The 18,864-nt window shown below is 37.8% G+C and carries 17 protein-coding genes; 3 read left to right on the top strand and 14 right to left on the bottom strand.

What is annotated here, in order from left to right; genetic code table 11:
* The gene (locus TI10_RS17855; protein ID WP_049584731.1) at nt 1–1,053 is read right to left on the bottom strand and encodes a LacI family DNA-binding transcriptional regulator; all 1,053 of its coding nucleotides are present in this window, start codon (nt 1,051–1,053) and stop codon (nt 1–3) included.
* Between the two features lie 1,115 nt (nt 1,054–2,168).
* On the opposite strand from TI10_RS17855, the gene TI10_RS17860 reads away from it, so the two are divergent.
* The 3 genes from TI10_RS17860 (at nt 2,169) to TI10_RS17865 (ending at nt 4,058) form a co-directional block, all read left to right on the top strand.
* The gene (locus tag TI10_RS17860) at nt 2,169–3,455 is read left to right on the top strand and encodes an MFS transporter (RefSeq protein ID WP_049584832.1); all 1,287 of its coding nucleotides are present in this window, start codon (nt 2,169–2,171) and stop codon (nt 3,453–3,455) included.
* A gap of 35 nt (nt 3,456–3,490) precedes the next feature.
* Nucleotides 3,491–3,733, top strand: a complete 243-nt coding sequence (locus TI10_RS24150) for a helix-turn-helix domain-containing protein (protein ID WP_074524958.1) — start codon at nt 3,491–3,493, stop codon at nt 3,731–3,733.
* Between the two features lie 103 nt (nt 3,734–3,836).
* On the top strand, nt 3,837–4,058 hold the full coding sequence (locus TI10_RS17865; protein WP_049584732.1) for a hypothetical protein: 222 nt from the start codon (nt 3,837–3,839) through the stop codon (nt 4,056–4,058).
* An 896-nt stretch (nt 4,059–4,954) separates the two neighbouring features.
* Here TI10_RS17865 and TI10_RS23230 read toward each other — a convergent pair.
* From TI10_RS23230 to TI10_RS17925, 13 genes are all read right to left on the bottom strand, one after another.
* Nucleotides 4,955–5,485 (bottom strand): Abi family protein, encoded by a 531-nt coding sequence (locus TI10_RS23230; RefSeq protein ID WP_053093476.1) that lies wholly within the window; start codon nt 5,483–5,485, stop codon nt 4,955–4,957.
* 17 nt (nt 5,486–5,502) lie between these two features.
* Nucleotides 5,503–6,423, bottom strand: a complete 921-nt coding sequence (locus TI10_RS23235; protein WP_244161649.1) for a contact-dependent growth inhibition system immunity protein — start codon at nt 6,421–6,423, stop codon at nt 5,503–5,505.
* A complete protein-coding gene (locus tag TI10_RS26715) occupies nt 6,386–6,565 on the bottom strand; it encodes an endonuclease toxin domain-containing protein (RefSeq protein ID WP_049584733.1) in 180 nt (59 codons plus the stop codon). The genes TI10_RS23235 and TI10_RS26715 overlap by 38 nt, the downstream gene beginning before the upstream one ends.
* A gap of 262 nt (nt 6,566–6,827) precedes the next feature.
* Nucleotides 6,828–7,361, bottom strand: a complete 534-nt coding sequence (locus TI10_RS17880; RefSeq protein WP_049584734.1) for a hypothetical protein — start codon at nt 7,359–7,361, stop codon at nt 6,828–6,830.
* Between the two features lie 157 nt (nt 7,362–7,518).
* Entirely contained in the window at nt 7,519–7,845 is a 327-nt protein-coding gene (locus TI10_RS17885; protein ID WP_139180518.1) for a zinc ABC transporter substrate-binding protein, read from the bottom strand.
* Nucleotides 7,846–8,102: 257 nt separating this feature from the next.
* Nucleotides 8,103–8,453, bottom strand: coding sequence for a nuclear transport factor 2 family protein (locus TI10_RS17890; protein ID WP_049584736.1), 351 nt, complete (start codon nt 8,451–8,453; stop codon nt 8,103–8,105).
* A 184-nt stretch (nt 8,454–8,637) separates the two neighbouring features.
* Nucleotides 8,638–8,829, bottom strand: a complete 192-nt coding sequence (locus TI10_RS17895) for a contact-dependent growth inhibition system immunity protein (RefSeq protein ID WP_049584833.1) — start codon at nt 8,827–8,829, stop codon at nt 8,638–8,640.
* 159 nt (nt 8,830–8,988) lie between these two features.
* A complete protein-coding gene (locus TI10_RS17900) occupies nt 8,989–9,495 on the bottom strand; it encodes a contact-dependent growth inhibition system immunity protein (protein ID WP_049584737.1) in 507 nt (168 codons plus the stop codon).
* Nucleotides 9,496–9,654: 159 nt separating this feature from the next.
* Nucleotides 9,655–10,161 carry a contact-dependent growth inhibition system immunity protein gene (locus tag TI10_RS17905; protein WP_049584738.1) on the bottom strand — a complete coding sequence of 169 codons (507 nt, stop codon included), beginning with the start codon at nt 10,159–10,161 and terminating at the stop codon, nt 9,655–9,657.
* Nucleotides 10,162–10,320: 159 nt separating this feature from the next.
* On the bottom strand, nt 10,321–10,827 hold the full coding sequence (locus TI10_RS17910; protein ID WP_049584739.1) for a contact-dependent growth inhibition system immunity protein: 507 nt from the start codon (nt 10,825–10,827) through the stop codon (nt 10,321–10,323).
* Between the two features lie 162 nt (nt 10,828–10,989).
* Nucleotides 10,990–11,496, bottom strand: a complete 507-nt coding sequence (locus tag TI10_RS17915) for a contact-dependent growth inhibition system immunity protein (protein ID WP_049584740.1) — start codon at nt 11,494–11,496, stop codon at nt 10,990–10,992.
* Nucleotides 11,496–16,841 (bottom strand): DUF637 domain-containing protein, encoded by a 5,346-nt coding sequence (locus TI10_RS17920; RefSeq protein ID WP_049584741.1) that lies wholly within the window; start codon nt 16,839–16,841, stop codon nt 11,496–11,498. The genes TI10_RS17915 and TI10_RS17920 overlap by 1 nt, the downstream gene beginning before the upstream one ends.
* A gap of 63 nt (nt 16,842–16,904) precedes the next feature.
* Nucleotides 16,905–18,596, bottom strand: coding sequence for a ShlB/FhaC/HecB family hemolysin secretion/activation protein (locus tag TI10_RS17925; RefSeq protein WP_049584742.1), 1,692 nt, complete (start codon nt 18,594–18,596; stop codon nt 16,905–16,907).
* Between the last annotated feature and the right edge of the window lie 268 nt (nt 18,597–18,864).

Below are 18,864 nucleotides of genomic sequence, written 5' to 3' on the forward strand. Positions count from 1 at the left end.
CTAACATCTCTTCTTTTCTAATAAATTACGTACAGAGCCCCTGGCAACCAAAGTGGGCGCAGTAGAAAAAAAACGCGTTTCAGTGCGCCCATTTAATAACGTTGATTGCAAAATATTAATATGGTTTTCCGCCATTTTGTCTTTAGGCAAGTGTATGGTCGTCAGAGGCGGCATGGAGAAAGCAGAAATTGGGTTATCATCGAATCCAATCACACTGATATCGTCTGGTATTCTAAAATTATACTGTATAGCTGCTTTGTATACTCCGTAGGCCAAAATATCGTCAAAAGTTAACACCCCTGTTATAGGGACACTAAAGGTATTTTTGTCGTGATCCCATAATTCTTGAATAACCTGAAATCCGTTTGTAATAGATGAATGTGTTGTTTTTACCATATCCCTGTTGAACGGAATGCCATATTCGTTGTAAGCCCGTTCGATCCCTAATACAAACTCTCTGCTCGTAGGAAATGATAATGACTCTGTGATAACCAGACAGTTTCTATGTCCGTTTGACAGCATTTCCCTCGCGGCAAGGTAACCACCATGCGCATAATCAACATGAACATGGTGACAATTCATTGTTTCATAATGAACACCCTGAAGGGTGAGTCGGTTGGACATCTTTGATAACAGACGTAAATTATCGGAGTTCATAGATGTCGGCTCAAGAATAATAAAATCCACTTGTCTGGACAGAACGGTCAATATATTGGCACGCTCTGTATTTTCATTGAACTGCGAATCAAAAATCATCGTGGTATATCCATGCTCCGCCATCTGAGTCAGGATCTTACAGAAAATGTAAGCCAGTACAGGGTTTTCGATATCGCTGAAAATAACAGCAATAGTTTTGGTAGAATGGCTACGAAGCCCCTTTGCAAGTGAATTGGGCATATAACCCATCTCGTTTGCTTTGTTTAAAACCAACCGTCGGGTTTCTTCTTTAATAGCAGGATCGTTGTTCAGTGCTTTCGAAACTGTTGAAAACGAAATATTTAATTCTTTGGCAATAGATTTAATCGTAACAGGCTTGTTAGCGTTATGTGTCATTACTGGTATATCCTTTTCCTCTAATAAAGGAGGAATAACACAGATGTTGTTGATTGATTTGAGAGTAAAATATATTTACAACGTTGTCAATTTCATCACTCTAATGCCTAGTTAACGTTCATTAAATGGTCAATATCTTTCTTTTTTGGTGAACAACTGTGTATGGTTTTAACAATACTAGTATCTTTGCTGATTAAAAGTGAGAACAATTAGGTATATCTGCTTGCAATTGTTTTATGCACTGGCAATAAAAGAAAAACGGTTCTACAAGGAAATGATCCGATAAGCTGATTTTGAGTATCGCCGTCATTTGGACAACTTGGAGAAATAATTGTGCTTAATTATAGAGAATTGTTAGCGCAAGAAAACCTGGAAATGCAGGCACGTGTTGAAAAGCGAATTGAACAGGCGAGAGAGTATAAAAAACGGTGAGGCATTTATTCTGCAACAACTTCTTCATCAAGTGAGAAACTCATTGAGGCTCGGGCATCTTTGCCTATATTGACGCCGGATAGATTGATAGATTTGAACAAGTCCAATATTCATCAAAATTAGTGTTGCAAAAACGAGGGTGACCATAGATTTTGCACTTTCCGATTAAAGAGCACTCTGTTTGTTACTAACATTAATGCTGCTAAAAAATGGAATGCTATCACAAAAAGCAGATTTTGTTATCAGACTGTAAACTTCCTGCTTGACTAATCATAACCTTTAATTTAAATCTTATAGTTATAACGTTTGAATTTCTGGAGATTGACTTTCATCATATAGAATATTTCCGATATAATGGTTAATTAGCCGGATAAAAATCTGGAAATTACACGTGAAAAGTCAGGAAACTGATACTTTTCAAAAACAGCAGTACCTATTTTTTTAACTTAAAAATTACAACGTTTGAAATTACTTTTATGATGAAAATATCGTGTTTGAACCTAATGTTGCCGGGGAATAATTTAACTGAACAGGCCAATCTGTTGTAGAAATGAGAATACACAATAGATTATAAAAATTGCAAAGACGTTTGCAATATAACGTCTGTCTGATAGTAAAGTAAAACTAAACTAAGTATTTAAAAATTTTGAATGCTGAAAAAATATTTAATTGTAGGGTTTGAAATGAAACAGAATACGAGTGGTTTTTTAGGACGAATAGGCATACCCAGCACATTATCATGGGGATATTTGGGTATTTTGGCCTTCATGATTGGTAATGGAATAGAAATAGGTTGGCTAAGCCCCTATCTGGTAGATAATGGATTAAGTATCCAGGACGTTTCCACACTATTTAGCATTTACGGCATAAGTGTCGCCATATCTTCTTGGTTTGCTGGCGTATTTTTTGAGGCATTTGGGGCTAAACGAACCATGCTATTAGGCACAATTTTTTGTGTTGTTGGCACTGTAGGTTTCGTCAGCCTGGGCTTAAAAGAAATGTCGTATCCACTTTTGTTGATGGCACAAGCCATTAAAGGTTTCGGATATCCGCTATTTGCTTACTCATTTTCAGTGTGGATTGCCTATAGAAGTCCTGTTGTCAAACTCAGTACAGCATATGGATGGTTTTATTTTGTTTTTTCAGGCGGAATGCAAGTATTAGCTACGTTTTATGCGAGTTGGGCAGTAGAAGAATTGGGTCATATTAATACGTTATGGACAACACTGATATTTATTATTGTTGGCGCTTTTTTTGCTCTGGTTCTCAATCACGATAACATTAAACCCCAAAGTAACAATAATACCCGTGAAAATATAAAGGAAGTTTTGAAGGGGATAACTATTCTTAAGGAATATCCAAAACTATTTATTTCTTGTATCCTTCGAATCATAAATTCACTTTCTCAATACGCTTTTCCTGTTTATTTACCGGTATATATGATTTCTCAGGGTTTTACTACAACTCAGTGGCTAAGCATTTGGGGAACCGCTTTTACGAGTAATATTCTATTTAATTTGGTCTGGGGTATAGTAGGAGACAAAATAGGTTATAAAAGAACGATTATTTGGTGTGGCGGGGTCCTGACTGGTGTTGCTTCATTGCTTCTGTTTTTTGCACCACAATTTGTTGGAACAAATTACGCCATAGTACTCATATGTGGAATTTGCTGGGGAGCGGGTGTCGCAGGTTATATCCCGTTGGATGCGATGTCCGCTAATATGGTAGAAAAAGACAAAGGGGCTGTCATGTCAGTACTGAATTTAGGGACGGGTTTATCTGTAGTGATTGGCCCTGCCATTGTTGGTTTATTTATAAATAGCCTAGGAGCAAGTGGCGTCACTTATATCGTTGCTACGCTTTATTTTGTCGGTGCTTTGATTACTAATTTTCTGGATGAACCTGAGAAGGTTTCTAAAGCCATTATTCAATCCGACGCTATTACAATGAATAAGCTTCCAAACTCATAAATGCGTGTTTAATTGGTCACGTATTCAAATTGTATATGGTTCTGGATTGGCATCCAGCGAATATTATTGCTGAATTGCGTAAACGTGGCACAACACTTGCCGCATTATCACGGGAATCGGGACTAAGTTCATCAACACTATCAAATGCACTCGCTCGCCGATGGTCTAAGGGAGAAAAAATTATTGCGGACAAACTCGGAACACACCCTTCAGTTATTTGGCCCAGTAGATATTTTGATGAAAATGGAAATCCTATTAAGCGAAGTCTTTATAAATAATGGAATTATTATAATGATGAGCATTCTATCTATTTCTGATTCAAATTCAATATGATTATTCAGAGGTGAAAATATAGAAAAATATGTTTCATTAGAGCAATATATGTATAACTCAGATCTGGGAATTTCTTTATATGAGGCGATTCGTGAAAAAGCCGCTAAAGAATGTTCAGAATCATTGTTGAACCTTATTCCATCGGCCTGTGATATAAATGAAGAGGTTCATAGTGCTCTTGCCGCACATGATGAGAAAAAGAATATTGATGTTGTGAATAACCCAGAATTGACTAAAAAATTTTCAAATATTTATTCGAAAGAATGGTAAATATAATTTAAGCATTACCTTTGTACCTTTATTTATATGTTTTGATTAAGGCAGGTAGCGCTTTTTTAAGCTGTTCTTCGTACATATCAGTTTAAGAGCTGTCCTAAGTAACTGATCCTAATTGTGCTACGTTTTGGCTATACCATGCCTGCCTCTAGGATCATAGGTATCTACACAATTTTCGTCAGAAATGGTATTAATATTCAGTATGCCTTCAACTTTTTTATCGCCGGACTTGGTGCCCGGCGCGAGTGGGAAAAATATAAATACATTTCTTTTTCTCTCAATTGTTAGTGCCGACTTACCCTTATTTAAGATACCACCAGATTGTTACCTTTCCAGATTTCAACCCCTATAAATATGTGAGATAAATCATAAATTCCAGAGAAGTTAAATATAACGACATTAAAGATAGTTTCATGGGGAACTATAGATATACCCTATGGATTTCAAGATGCATCGCGACGGCAAGGGAGTGAATCCCCGGAAGCATAGATAACTATGTGACCGGGGTAAGCGAGTGCAGCCAACAAAGAGGCAACTTGAAAGATAACGGGTATATCATCAATGAATTGCAAGGAAAAGGATTTTGCCCATCAACAGGAGAATCAGGCTCACGAACCAGTTGGGTAATAGACCAAGTATTAAAAGAGTATAGAATGAAGAATTATAAAACATAACGAGCCGATTGGATCAACTAGTCAACTAAGAAAATAAATTGCTAGTTGGCTACTTTTTCACGTTCCATAGTTTTTCTTTAATGGATTAATCAGTCGGTGTGTATTCCCATCATGCACATCAGAATTTACCCGAACCCGGGGAAAACGGTAAATAGCCACGGGTTTCTGTAAACTTTCCAGCTAACGAAAGTCAGCCAAGGCGTGCTGCTATTTTTTTCATCTTTTATGTCTGTCTATATATTTATTTAATCCTTCAACGCTACAAAGAGCATAAAATCTTTCGTTGGCATGATGTTTAATAAAATTATCTTTTCGCTCAGGGCTAATCCAACCAATCATATCAAGCATGTCCTCATAATGCTTAATTAATAAAGCACAACTGGCTTGAGCACCATGTACTGGAGCTGAATAATCTGGTAAATGAGTATTGGGATCGTCATAATGAAATTTCCAAATAGCCTCATGGTGCGAAATTCTATTTCTTAACCCTTTTATTTTTTTAAGCAAATCTTCTATTTTTTTCCGTGTCATATCTTTTGGCGCATAAGGGAAAACATGCACTAAGAGATTAGGCCAGAGTAGTGTCTCAGAATCTTTATCTTCGTATTTGTGAGATAATAAATTTGTCCAGAAGCCAAAAGTTAAAGAGGAAATAATTCTGCTGGGTGTGAGGATTTTATTTTCTTCTATTATTTTATTTTTTGCGGCATTAATTTGAGTTTCTTCCCAGATGTATTTATCAATCACTCTCTTTCCGTATTTGTTTAACAAATATCCATTACCATCTTTTTTCTCCTTACTATTTTAGCCTTCTTGAATCTGATAATATTTTTAGAGTAAGTTTTTCCACCCATGTAATTAAACAGGCTGTATATCCAATTATGATCTACTTTATATAGTCCTTTTGCACCACGGGGTGGATAGCTTCTTATTGCATAGTCAATAGCATTCCTTAGCGTTACTTCCAGGCATTGCAACGCGGGGATCATGGAACCTGACAGTTCTTTATTCCAACAATAGGCCGCCATGACGTGTTCTGATTGAATTTTTAGGATCGTGGTATAAATCTCAAGACGTTCTTTTGAAATGTATTGTTCCATGTTTAAACCTATTTTGAAAAAACGATAGAATACCGTCAACGGGGCGGTTTGTAAAAACAACTTGACTTCAATCAGTGATGGGTTTAACGTGCACACGTTAAGGCGGAGTCGCCTCTTGAGTAGAGGTCTCATGCGAAAATAGTTATATGGAAAAGCTACCTTAGGGTGGCTTTTCTTGTTTTTTCCTGCCTGTTCCTGCTTGAATAACTGACGTTTTGAACGATAACGATGAAATTCCATCATCTCTGTAATCCACTGATCATATCGTTCTTTTCTTTTTTCATTATCTAAAAAATCACCAAGACTCTCATAGGGAATAAATCGACTGTTAGAAAGAGCATTAATAACCACGGCACCTAATTCTGCATCAGAAGTATCGGGAGATAACATATGGTTACCTCCTAAAGGGTCTAAATACAAAGCACAATAACTGGAATAAGTTGTTACTGAGTAAAAATCACCATTAAATACGCATCTAGCATTTTTCCATCGTTCAAAAATCTCACTCATTATTTCACCACCGTGATTTTGACGCTTATATTTTTCTCTACACCATAAGTAATGGCTCGGTTGATTTGCTCCCATCAATGAAACCAACGACCTTATCGATATTTTCTTTCATGGAAGTATAGAGTTGTTTTGGATTTTTAATTCTTGAAGCAGTACGTGTATCCAACGTTTTTACTCTGATAGCCAAATATGTTTTTTCATTATAAAAATCATACATTTAGAAATTATTTGTCAACCGAGTATCTTTTAACATCTGCGTAGCAATGAAGTCCTCAAAAGGATACCCATACTATTTCAATCGCAAAACTCCATTGGATAGATCCAGTAAACAGTAAAAAATTTCCTAATACAACACAAAGACTATCTAAGGTAATAAAAAAATATATATTTGGTAACATCAGTATGGAAACCAATGTTACCCATTTTTACTACATAGCAATATCGCATATCAATCCAAGATAAAACCAGCTTGACATATTCTAGCCAATAGAATTAAAGAAATTATTAATGTCTTCTTTCGATAATTCTTTTATTAGGACACTGATAATATTTTCATCATTATCCAGTCCAAACCATAAAGAATTATTACATTTGACCCAACTTGATAATTTACATTTCTCTTTTATCATCAACATAATAACCTCCTGATAAATATCTACTTTAATCACACAATTAAATTCATCAATAAAACGATGGCTGAAATTATTACTTTCAATAAATTTCCAAGGACTCATATCAACTATAGGAAAACCACATTTACTTTCATGTGATGCAATAAAGTCATTATCCACATATTGGACAAAATCAGGATTTATTGCAACTAATGTAATTGCTGCTATTCTGCCATCGCTAGGTAAAATAGCAAACTCTAATAAACTTTTTTCATTATCACCAATTCTCCAATACAAAGGGGTTTCGTTTATATTATCAACTAATTGGATATCAATAGGTATATAACAATCAATATTGATGGTTATTTCCTGAATGTTTACTAATTTAACTATTTTCATCATACTTTATCCAACTCATATTTCAATAACGGAAAAAATAAACCACCTTTTTATCCTAAGATATAAATTTCCATTATGGCTATTTTGATATAGATAGCCACAGTTATCAGTATCGAATATAAATAGAATTTTATATCAATCATAATGGCATCCTATCTACTCATGGTCCCGACCAGATTAATTTCTCTTTTAAATTTTCAGGGATCATATCAAATAATTCCTTAATATAAAATAAGTGCTGGTTATAATTTGGTGAAATAATATCATTACAATTCTCATAATAATATTTGGCCTGATGATTTAAGAAATAAATATCATGCTCTTGAAAATTTTCATCAAGAATAGAATGGTGCAAGTTATGGATTAATTCAGCTTCAAAATAACATGAAAGATCCCTTCCTTTCAATTTTTTACTGTGAGTTTGTATATTCCTTATATAAGGTAGAGATAATGCTAACATCTTTATATATACTTCATTTTTTTTCATTTGCATACCTCATTAATATCAAACATCATTTTTTACTAGTAATGGTTTGGAGCTTACCGGAGCATTCTTAGTTTGCGTCCACAAACCATTTTATAAAAGTTTTTCTATACACAATGAGTCACCAATTTTACGATATATTTCCTAAGCTGCTGCCATACGATGATTTCCTTACGCTATTTAATTCTCTTTTGCTTATGGCCGCTTGCTGGATTGTGTTGAATCCCTAGGCAACAGCACTGGCTCTAGCATACCCCAACCTATAATCCACACGGTGTACCTTGATGAAAAGTCAGGCGCCAATTATGTTCATTAGAAAATACCCAAATTGATGACCTCAGTGCTGCATGACCACCGTCCTGATTATGAGTTCTGTAAAGTAAAATAACGCACATTTCTTCCACTATCGTCAGCCGGAAGTCAGAACTTACGATGCAATTAGTACTATTTTCAGCTATCAGGGCGTCAATCGTTTCACTGCGACCGACTAAGTGACCTGAGCGAGTTATTTCGAGAAAATCAGGATGAAGGATTTTCTCAAGCCATACTCTGTCATGCCGCCGGACACCGTGAAGACTACATTCCAGAGATGTTATTGTTTCAAGAAGCATACATATCCTCCTGCATAGATATAGAAAATCGGATTTGCACCAAAAGGTGACATTTTAAATTTGGAATAACAAGGTATTTTTCTGGTGATTATGCTGATCGTCATGATGCCCCACGTCAAAAGTACTAATCTGGCGTCAATGCCTTTAGAACAAGGTTTAGTATTTTCGGCTATTCCCGTGGTATTCACCTCTTCTTGGATAATGCATCAAGAAGCGCCATACTTAATTGCTCGTCATTTGTATTTGGGGGCAATAAATAGTGGCCTCCTTGTAGATCAAAACTTGGCATTCGATAATCAGAAAAGGTCTCAATGAGGTAAAAATCTCTATTAAATACGCATCCGGCATTTTTCCATCGTTTAAAAATCTCACTCATTATTTCACCACCGTGATTTTAGGGGTAAGTCTCATTTAATAATTATTTAGATTCTTCTGAGATAATTAGCGGACACATAATAGTTATTATGCGTCCACCTCAATTAATTCTATAAATCAAAACTCATGACTAATCAGTACAAAAGCCGTTGTTTTATTATCAAACATAACTTCTGCAACGTGAAAAAGCCAGCCGTAATGCCGCACCTACTTCCTCAGGGGAACTGTCTGCCGGAATGATGACATAATCAGACCCGACAATACCCTGTCCTGTCCAAAGCTCAAGTTTTTTGTGACCGTAGGGCATAATAGTTATCACACCATCTAACAAGCGAATATTGCAACTGTTCATCTTCTTGAATAACTGACGTTTTGAACGATAACGATGAAATGCCATCATCTCTGTAACCCACTGATTATATCGTTCTTCTCCTTTTTCATTGTCCAAAAAATCCCCAAGACTCTCAAAGGGAATAAATCGACTTTTAGAAAGAGCATTAAAAACCGCAGTACCTAATTCTGCATCAGAAGTATCGGGAAATAACATATGGTTACCCCCTGAAGGATCTAAATTAAGCGAACAGTAACCGGAATAAGTTGTTACTGAGTAAAAATCACCATTAAATACGCATCTAGCATTTTTCCATCGTTCAAAAATCTCACTCATTATTTCATCACCGTGATTTTAGCGGTAAAGCTCATTAAATAATGCTTTAAACCTTTTTGAAATAATTAGCGGACACATAATAGCTATTACGTGTCCACTTTAATTAATTCTATAAATCAAAACTCATGACTAATCAGTACAAAAGCCGTTGTTTTATTGTCAAACATAACTTCTGCAACGTGAAAAAGCCAGCCGTAATGCCGCACCAACTTCCTCAGGGGAACTGTCTGCCGGAATAATGACATAATCTGACTCGACAATACCTTGCCCTGTCCAAAGTTCAAGTTTCTCATGACCATAAGGTTTAATAGTTATGACACCATCTAACAAGCGAATATCACAACTGTTCATCTTCTTAAATAACTGACGTCTTGAGCGATAGCGATGAAATCCCATCATCTCTGTAACCCACTGCTCGTATCGTTCTTTTCTTTTTTCATTATCTAAAAAATCTCCAAGACTCTCATAGGGAATAAATCGACTTTTAGAAAGAGCACTAAAAACCACAGCACCTAATTCTTCATCAGAAGTATCAGGAAATAACATATGGTTACCTCCTAAAGGGTCTAAATGCAAAGCACGATAACCGGAATAAGTTGTTACTGAATAAAAATCACCATTAAATACACATCCGGCATTCTTCCATCGTTCAAAAATCTCACTCATTATTTCACCACCGTGATTTTAGGGGTAAGTCTCATTTAATAATTATTTAGATTCTTCTGAGCTAATTAGCGGACGCATAATAGCTATTACGTGTCCACTTTAATTAATTCTATAAATCAAAACTCATGACTAATCAGTACAAAAGCCGTTGTTTTATTGTCAAACATAACTTCTGCAACGTGAAAAAGCCAGCCGTAATGCCGCACCAACTTCCTCAGGGGAACTGTCTGCCGGAATAATGACATAATCTGACTCGACAATACCTTGCCCTGTCCAAAGCTCAAGTTTTTCATGACCATAAGGTTTAATAATTATGACACCATCTAATAAACAAATATTACAACTGTTCATTCTCTTAAATAACTGACGTCTTGAGCGATAGCGATGAAATCCCATCATCTCTGTAACCCACTGCTCGTATCGTTCTTTTCTTTTTTCATTATCTAAAAAATCACCAAGACTCTCATAGGGAATAAATCGACTTTTAGAAAGAACATTAAAAACTGCACCCCCTAATTTTTCATCAGAAGTATCAGGAGATAACATATGGTTACCCCCTAAAAGGTCTAAATTCAGTGAACGATAACCCGAATAACTTGTTATTGAATAAAAATCACCATTAAATACGCATCCGACATTTTTCCATCGTTCAAAAATCTCACTCATTACTTCACCACCGTAATTTTAGCGATAAGGCTCATTGAATAATGCTTTAAACCTTTTAAAATAATTAGCGGACACATAATAGCTATTACGTGTCCACCTTAATTAACTCTCTAAATCAAAGATCATGAATAATTAATGCAAAAGCAAACTGTTACCTTATCGTCAAACATAACTTCTGCAACGTGAAAAAGCCAGCCGTAATGCCGCACCAACTTCCTCAGGGGAACTGTCTGCCGGAATAATGACATAATCCGACTCGACAATACCCTGCCCTGTCCAAAGCTCAAGTTTTTTGTGACCGTAGGGCATAATAGTTATCACACCATCTAACAAGCGAATATTGCAACTGTTCATCTTCTTGAATAACTGACGTTTTGAACGATAACGATGAAATGCCATCATCTCTGTAACCCACTGATTATATCGTTCTTCTCCTTTTTCATTGTCCAAAAAATCCCCAAGACTCTCAAAGGGAATAAATCGACTTTTAGAAAGAGCATTAAAAACCGCAGCACCTAATTCTGCATCAGAAGTATCGGGAAATAACATATGGTTACCCCCTGAAGGATCTAAATTAAGCGAACAGTAACCGGAATAAGTTGTTACTGAGTAAAAATCACCATTAAATACGCATCTAGCATTTTTCCATCGTTCAAAAATCTCACTCATTATTTCACCACTGTAATCTTAACGTTAACGTTCTTTTCTGCACCATAAGTAATGGCTCTGTTAATCTGTTCCCACTGGTCAGGAGTCGTTGTTTTAGGTACAGCAATCCACACTTCACGTTGAGATATCATACTTGAATCTATGACTTTAGGTCCTTTAGAACCTCCCGTGAAGTTAGCTGCATCATTAATATTCTTTTTTATAGAACTATACAGTTGTTTTGGATTTTTAATTTTTGAAGCAGTACGTGTATCCAATGTTTTTACACTGGTAGCCACTCGTGTTTTTTCATCATAAAAATCAAATGCCTCGGTATTCTTTGGCAGTCGGGAACCTTTAGGCATCTGCGTAGCAACAAAATCCTCAAAAGGATACCCTTGCTTATAGATATCTCCTCCCCACTCCATTGGGGTTTTACTACCATCTTTTTCTATCCGATATACATGCCGTATGTCTACTGTTGGGTGCGGATCTTTTGAAATGACTTTCGACAATTTAGCCGTGGCAGATGTCGATCCCTTAACCGCGCCAAGGCCACCGGCTGCCATACTGGCTATTCCAGTAACCAGTTTTCCTATCTCCAGACCCGCATTATAGGCCCCTTCTGAACCCGCTTTTTCATATTCAGCTTTGACAATATCAAGCTGTTTAAGATAACCGTCCTTTGTCGCCTGCCAAATAAAGCCGGGCATATCCTCCTGAATCAACAGTGTTCTAAGCGATTCAATGATTTCCGAAGGATTAGATACCGCTCCGACAATTGCCATCGCACTATCATAGAGTTCTGATGGAATACCGGATACAAAACCCGCAGCCAGATAGCCATCTTGTGTGTTACTAATCAAGCCCCATTTAGCAAAAATCTGCACTTTTTTAAGGTAACTGGACTCGGAGGCAAGCTCTTTTTCCATTAATTCCCGTTGATGATGGGCCAAATAGTTATAACGGAAAGTGTTTTCTGCACTGCTCGCTCCACTGTAAGCGCCATCTGCTTTACCGGTAAATACTGCTCCGGCAAAGCCGCCAAAAACACGGGCAATTTGCGCCTGCCGCTCAGATGTTCTCTGCCATTCTTCGGCTTTGATGAGATTATCTCCCATCATAACGCCAGCCAGTTCCGCAGCCAAAGCTCCCGCCATTGCGCCTTTAACATTTCCTCTGCCAATTTCAGCGCTTATCCCTGCCACAACTGCGTGGCTCAACGTTTTGCCCGGCACGCCAAGCACTTCGCCATTATCACCAATCAATCTGGCGCCTTCTGCATTAATCTGGCTGCCAATATTAGCCAACAGAGCAGTAGTCAAATTATCTTTAAAACTGCCGCCGTTAATGGCGGTATTCAAGCTGGAACTAATAATGGATTGACCAGCTACCCGTTGAACGACTTTGTTCCAATCACCATTGCTGATTTGGGGTAATTTCGCTTTTGTGGGATCTAATTTAGTGCCATCAGCCGCTTTATCCCATCCCATGTAGGAATCAAATCCAGCCAATGCTCCACCAATCGCCATTGAGGTAATTGTTGATTTAACGGCATCACTGCTACCTAATACTTTTAGCGCTTTGGATATGTCCCCCTGATTATCCACAATAGCAACCGCCGCCTGTGCCGCCAGTGATGACATACCCGCAGTTAACGCCCCACCCGCAACGCTATTACCCGCATAAGATGCAACAGATGCCGCCAAAGAGCTGCCTGCGGTTGCTGCCGCTGCCGCAATAGCAATTACCGCAGAAACCACTGGGTTTAAATGCTGGCTCTTGTGATCCCAACTGTCATAAGCGTCTTTGACCACATTCCACTGGATATCTTTATTTTCACGAAGCCCTTTCAACCAAGCTGTTTCTGGCGTATTTCCCAATACGGCCAATACATTTTGCAATGACTGACCATTTTTAGCTTTAATATCAGCACTAACACCGTTGGCTGCTTCCACTGTCAGCTTTCCACCAGTGAAAATCTGCGGTAATACCCATTGGGTTTCAGTATAACCTTTATCCCTTTGCTTAATATAAAAGCCTTTGGAATACGTAATAGTCTGTTCAAAAGAGGTATTTTTGACCGCCTTAAAATTGACTTTACCGTGAGTGCTGGTCAGTTTGGCGTTTTTATTAGTCGCAATTTTACTGGCTTCGTAAGTGCTGTCATCCCGGCTTAGCAGGTTAATATCACCACCAGCAGTAAATTCAGTGACTTTATTAGTAACATCATGACGGGTACGTTTAATGGTTTTCTTTTTGCCATACCACTTACGTTTGGTTTCTGTTTTCTCATAATGGCTAGATTCTTCCATCGCCTGAGCGTACAGATAGCCACCTTTCGCCGCGACGTCCATTGCACCTTTGGCCGTCAGTTTAGTGGCTTGGAAAAGAATACTGCCGTTTGAAATAACAGTTAGTATACCGCCACTAGTCAATGCAGTACCTTGCTGTGTGACTGATTCGGTAAATTCCCTGCCTTTTTCTCGGTAAGAGTGATTCTGCACTGATTCAAAACGCATATTGCCGCCGGAAGAAATCGTTGTATTTCCGCCTGAGCTTAATGTGGAGCCCTGAGTAATCAGCGTTCCATTAGCAGCTAAGGTAAGCTGTTTTCCACCATTAACTACAGCAACGATATGGCGATCATCTTTATTGTTATCGTTCTTATTATCAATAGCGGAATAGCCCAGAGCTAACAAGTTAATATTCCGACCTGCTGATAATAATGTGTTACCTTTGGCGTTAATTTGAGCCGCTTTGCCATTGATATCTGCACCACTGATAATATTGATATTATTTCCTGCGGTTAACCGGCTACTTAACTCACCAGAACGGGACGAGGGAAATAATCTACTCAACGAAGGTGATAACTCACGGGGAGTGAGATCAATATTTTTTGCAGAGGTCAAATTGATATCTTTTACTGCCGAGATATTAACTCCCTTAACAGATAGATTGCCTCCAGCATTAATCACAACCGAGCTTTTAGCATCAAGCTTACCTAGCTTAGATAACATCTGATTAAAGAGCGTTTGTTCTTTACTATCAGCGGTCACGTCTCCCATTCGTTTATGTGTCAATAAATCACTATTATTATCAATGGTAATATCATTATTTGCAGCTAAAGAAACATTATGACTTTTCGTTAATAATATATTGCGAAGAAGAATATTTTTACCTGCGTGTAAGAGTAAATCACCCGTAGCTTCCAGACTACTTATTTTACGCGTATTATCAGGATTAAAATATTCTGGCTTACCACTCTGAAATTGAATATCCCCGTTGCGACTGATAATAGTTACATCCTTGCTTTTTAGTTCACCTTGCAAAACATGAATATTATTAGCTGCTGTCATAGATAAACTATTTGATGAAATCAATGATGCATTGTTAAGATTAATATCATTCTCAGAAATAATATTTAATCCATCAATAGCCTTTAGTTTATCGGTGATATTAATTTTTCCCGCGTGAAGTAAAATATTTTTTGCTGATAACGTGTCAGGGCGAGAAATTACAGTCACTTCAGAGGTTTTTTTACTTCCAACTGGCAATGAATTTTGAATATTTATCAAGTCCCTGAAATCAGCGACCAGATTACCACCAGCCTTTATTTCAGCTCTTTTATGCGTTCCTTCTATCCATGTATATAAGTTATTCGATTTTTTGGCTTCAAAAACTTGATTTCTTGGAAATACAGGTATACCTGTACCTTTATGATCAAAATACCTGTTTTCTCTTACCTTAGAAAGTATAGGTTCAGGAATACCTAAATCATATACACCATATCCATTCATTGTTCCAAAACTTAAACTCTCATTATTCAATGAACCTCCAGTCAAAAACAAATCACCATCAGATTCAATATTACTTAACTTGTTATTTATGACTAATGAGTTTATATAAGCATTACCACCTGACCTAATGATAGACGATGGAGACATATTAACAGAGTAAACCTGTTTTGTTTCATTAACATAATTTGAATTATATAAATCCACAACTCCAAACCACTTATCAAGTTCACCACCTTTGAATTTAACTTCAATCACATTAATACAAATTCCGCCCCCACCACAAGATGGGCCTTGACCACCGTAATATGATCCAAACACTTTATCCATTTTTTTAGAGTTAGGATCAATAGAACTACTTACTACGTTACATCTCTCTACAATATTTTCTAATTTATCGGTCCTGACAACCAAATCCCCTTTCACAGTCTTTATCGTCGCAGATTTATTTTCAATCAGAGTACTCTTATTTCCCTGAGCATCTTTCTGTAACCACATATTATTATTAGCTTGCAGAAGTGCTTTGTCACCGATATTACGCAAAGTATCACCAAATATCCGTGCATCCCGGCCCGCAGTTACACTCCCTTTATTATCCAATTTAGTACTTGCCAAGGTAATATCCCGTTCTGCCTGTATCTTGATATTAGGGGCAATATGAGTTTCTCTGGCACTAAGGTTAAAATCCGTTTTAGCTGTGATATTTCCCAGTTCAATTTTGCCATTAACATTTAAGGTAATATCACGCTGGTCACTGATTAAATCTTTCAGATTAACGCCGACACCATCTTCTGTGGCAACTAAGCGGATTTTATTAGCATACATACCACCTAATGCTTTAGTATCAACCGCTAGTTGAGGCTTAGCGCCTTCTCCGGTGATTTTTTTCACTGTGCCATCGTTAAAATCAATCCGATTAGCCCCCTGCGTCAGGGATAAATTTTGCGCTTGGATTTTGCCATTAAGCTCAGTCGCCCGGCTGATAATATCGATATAATCTGTCGATTTGCCATCCAGCCCTTTGCCACCAATGGTAATCTGGCCTTTTTTAACCTCCAGTGCTTCCAACGCACCCTGTTTATCAAATTGAGGCTTACCGGTAGTCAATGTTGCACTGCCCGTATTAATAAAACCACAGCCATCGCAGGTAATACCATTGGGGTTAGCAATCATCACATTGGCTTTATGACCAACTATCTCTAGTTTTCCCTGAAGATTAGATCGTCCATTGCCAGTAACTTCATTAATAATCAGCTCAGCCGATTTTCCATTCAAGTTAGGGTTAGCATTAAGTTGCCCGGCTAATTGTGATTTAACTGCCTGAGTGGCGTTATTTAATACAGCGCCCTGAGTGGCAACATTGAATTCTTTATAGGTGTTGTGGGATATTCCTGCACCATTAGGCGTAGCAATATTTACGATCGGCACATTACCCTGGTTTTGTACCTGTGTGCGGTTATTATCTGGCGTGATCCCGGCCGCAATAGCAGGGTGAAGGGGATATACGGCAGTAAGATAAATTAAAAGATAACAAGCGCCCCTTGCCATAGGGCTGTTACGTCTTTCCATCATTCTGTCCTTTTTTCTTAATTTAAATATAAGGTTATTGGTATAACTCCCTGTATTACATCGCTAAAAAATCAGTGATGCAGACCAGTAAACCACCCAGTTATCTGGTTTCAGATGATCAGGATGAGTCAATGGTGTTCCTAAAGTCATAGTCTGATTAAACCTGCGATTGGTCAGTGAGACGCCAAGCGCAGTGCCAGTAACATTACCGCCATAGATTTTATCGCCATCGATTTGCCCAGTTTTTCCCTGTAACCAACCAGTATCCAGTGCCCCCGTTAAGGTAAGTTCGCCTACAGGAAGAGCTGCGACCTGCCAGTTCAGCTCATTACGCCAATACCCACCGCGATTGCCAGTCAGGTATTGCTCTTTAAATCCCCGAACAGAATATTGTCCACCCAATGAAAGGCGTTCGCTGGCATAAAGGTTGTGTGATGTGGTTTGACCGTAAATAGATGAGAGATAATAAACGGAGTCCGTGACCGGGATAAAATAGCTAGCACTCAGATTGAATTTGCGGAATTGGCTACGTGGAGCATCCGGGAAATGCGGGTCATCTTTTGTTGCACCTAACACAGGTAAGCCATAACTCAATGCAGGATTGAAAGTGATATAGCCACCCGCCAGTACCGAACTGTAATTAAGACCAAGATTGGCAACACTTAATATCGGGCTGCTGATGGATAATTTCTTTCCTGCGAACAAATTAGTCGTCTGACGATGTGTTATTCCTGCATTCAGAGTCAGTTTCTGCTCACCGTCACGATATAACGTCCGGTTTATTACTAGCCGGTGAGTCTGGTTGTCACCTTCATAGCGGTAGGTTTGTGAGCCAATCGGAACCTTCTGAAAAGAATCGTTCCACGCATATTGATAGCTGAACAACCAGCCACCATAAGGAATTGTCACATTGGAAGAGAAGCTTCGACTATGATGGTTATTACGGAAATCGCTGTTGCGGCTGGCAGACAATGACCATTGGTCAGCAAGATGTAATAGGTTATCTACATTCACACTGGCGTTGATTTGCCCGGTACCAGTACTTTTTTGACCACTATTATCTATCCCTAAACTGGCGCCAACCGGCAAACGAGTCGATATTCGTTTTAAGATAACCGCAGAATAACCGGGTTGTTTTCCCGGCTGAATATCGATGGTTATCTGTTGGGAAGGAAGCCGGTTCAGTTGTTCCATCCCCTGTTCAATATCCCGCAGATTCAGTATGTTACCAACCATTCCCGGAAAAACCATTTTCAATGAAAGTGATTTCTCACCATCAAGTGTGATTGATTCAACTTTTCCTTCACTCACGGTAATAATGAGCATGCCAGTGGATAAATCCTGTGCTCTTAGTCCAGCACGAGAAGTAACATAACCTCGCTCGATATAGGCATTCGATACTTTACGCACCAGTTCATTAATATCTGGCAAAATTAAGCAACGGGATAAATAAGGCTGTATTAGCTTTTCCCGAGCTGACAGGGAAAGACTCTCAGCCCCTTCAAATTGAATATGGTGAACGGTATGACAAACAGACTTAGCGCCATCAATTTCGGGCACTAAATCTGGAGATAAAGTGATGTTGTTACGTAACGCCTCCCGTTGTTGCTGAGCCTGCTGCAATAACGATTTTTGTTGTTGAGTGATAACCTCTTGATCCGCCGGGCTAATAAACTCTGAAGCATAAGCTTGCCCTGATATAGCGAATAGAACAGATACAATTAATTTCCTAAGACAAACAAATATGCTTTCCATTGGTAATTTTTATTTCACCATACGTTAATTATTAAGATAATGAATAACGCCTTATTTTAATTGGAAACCTAGATGAAAATAAAAATCAATCTTATTTAAGTGTGAATAATGTCTGGTTTTTTAATTACTCAATAGAATAAATAACTTCTTATATTTAATGAAATACATAATTTAAGATCATGCAAAAACACAATTGTAATTATTTATTTACACTAAATGTAACCTTAATTTGACACAAATAAATTAATCCTTTAGCCTGCCTTTCTAT

Origin of the sequence: Photorhabdus luminescens subsp. luminescens, assembly GCF_001083805.1 — a bacterium.
Classification (GTDB): Bacteria; Pseudomonadota; Gammaproteobacteria; order Enterobacterales; family Enterobacteriaceae; genus Photorhabdus; species Photorhabdus luminescens.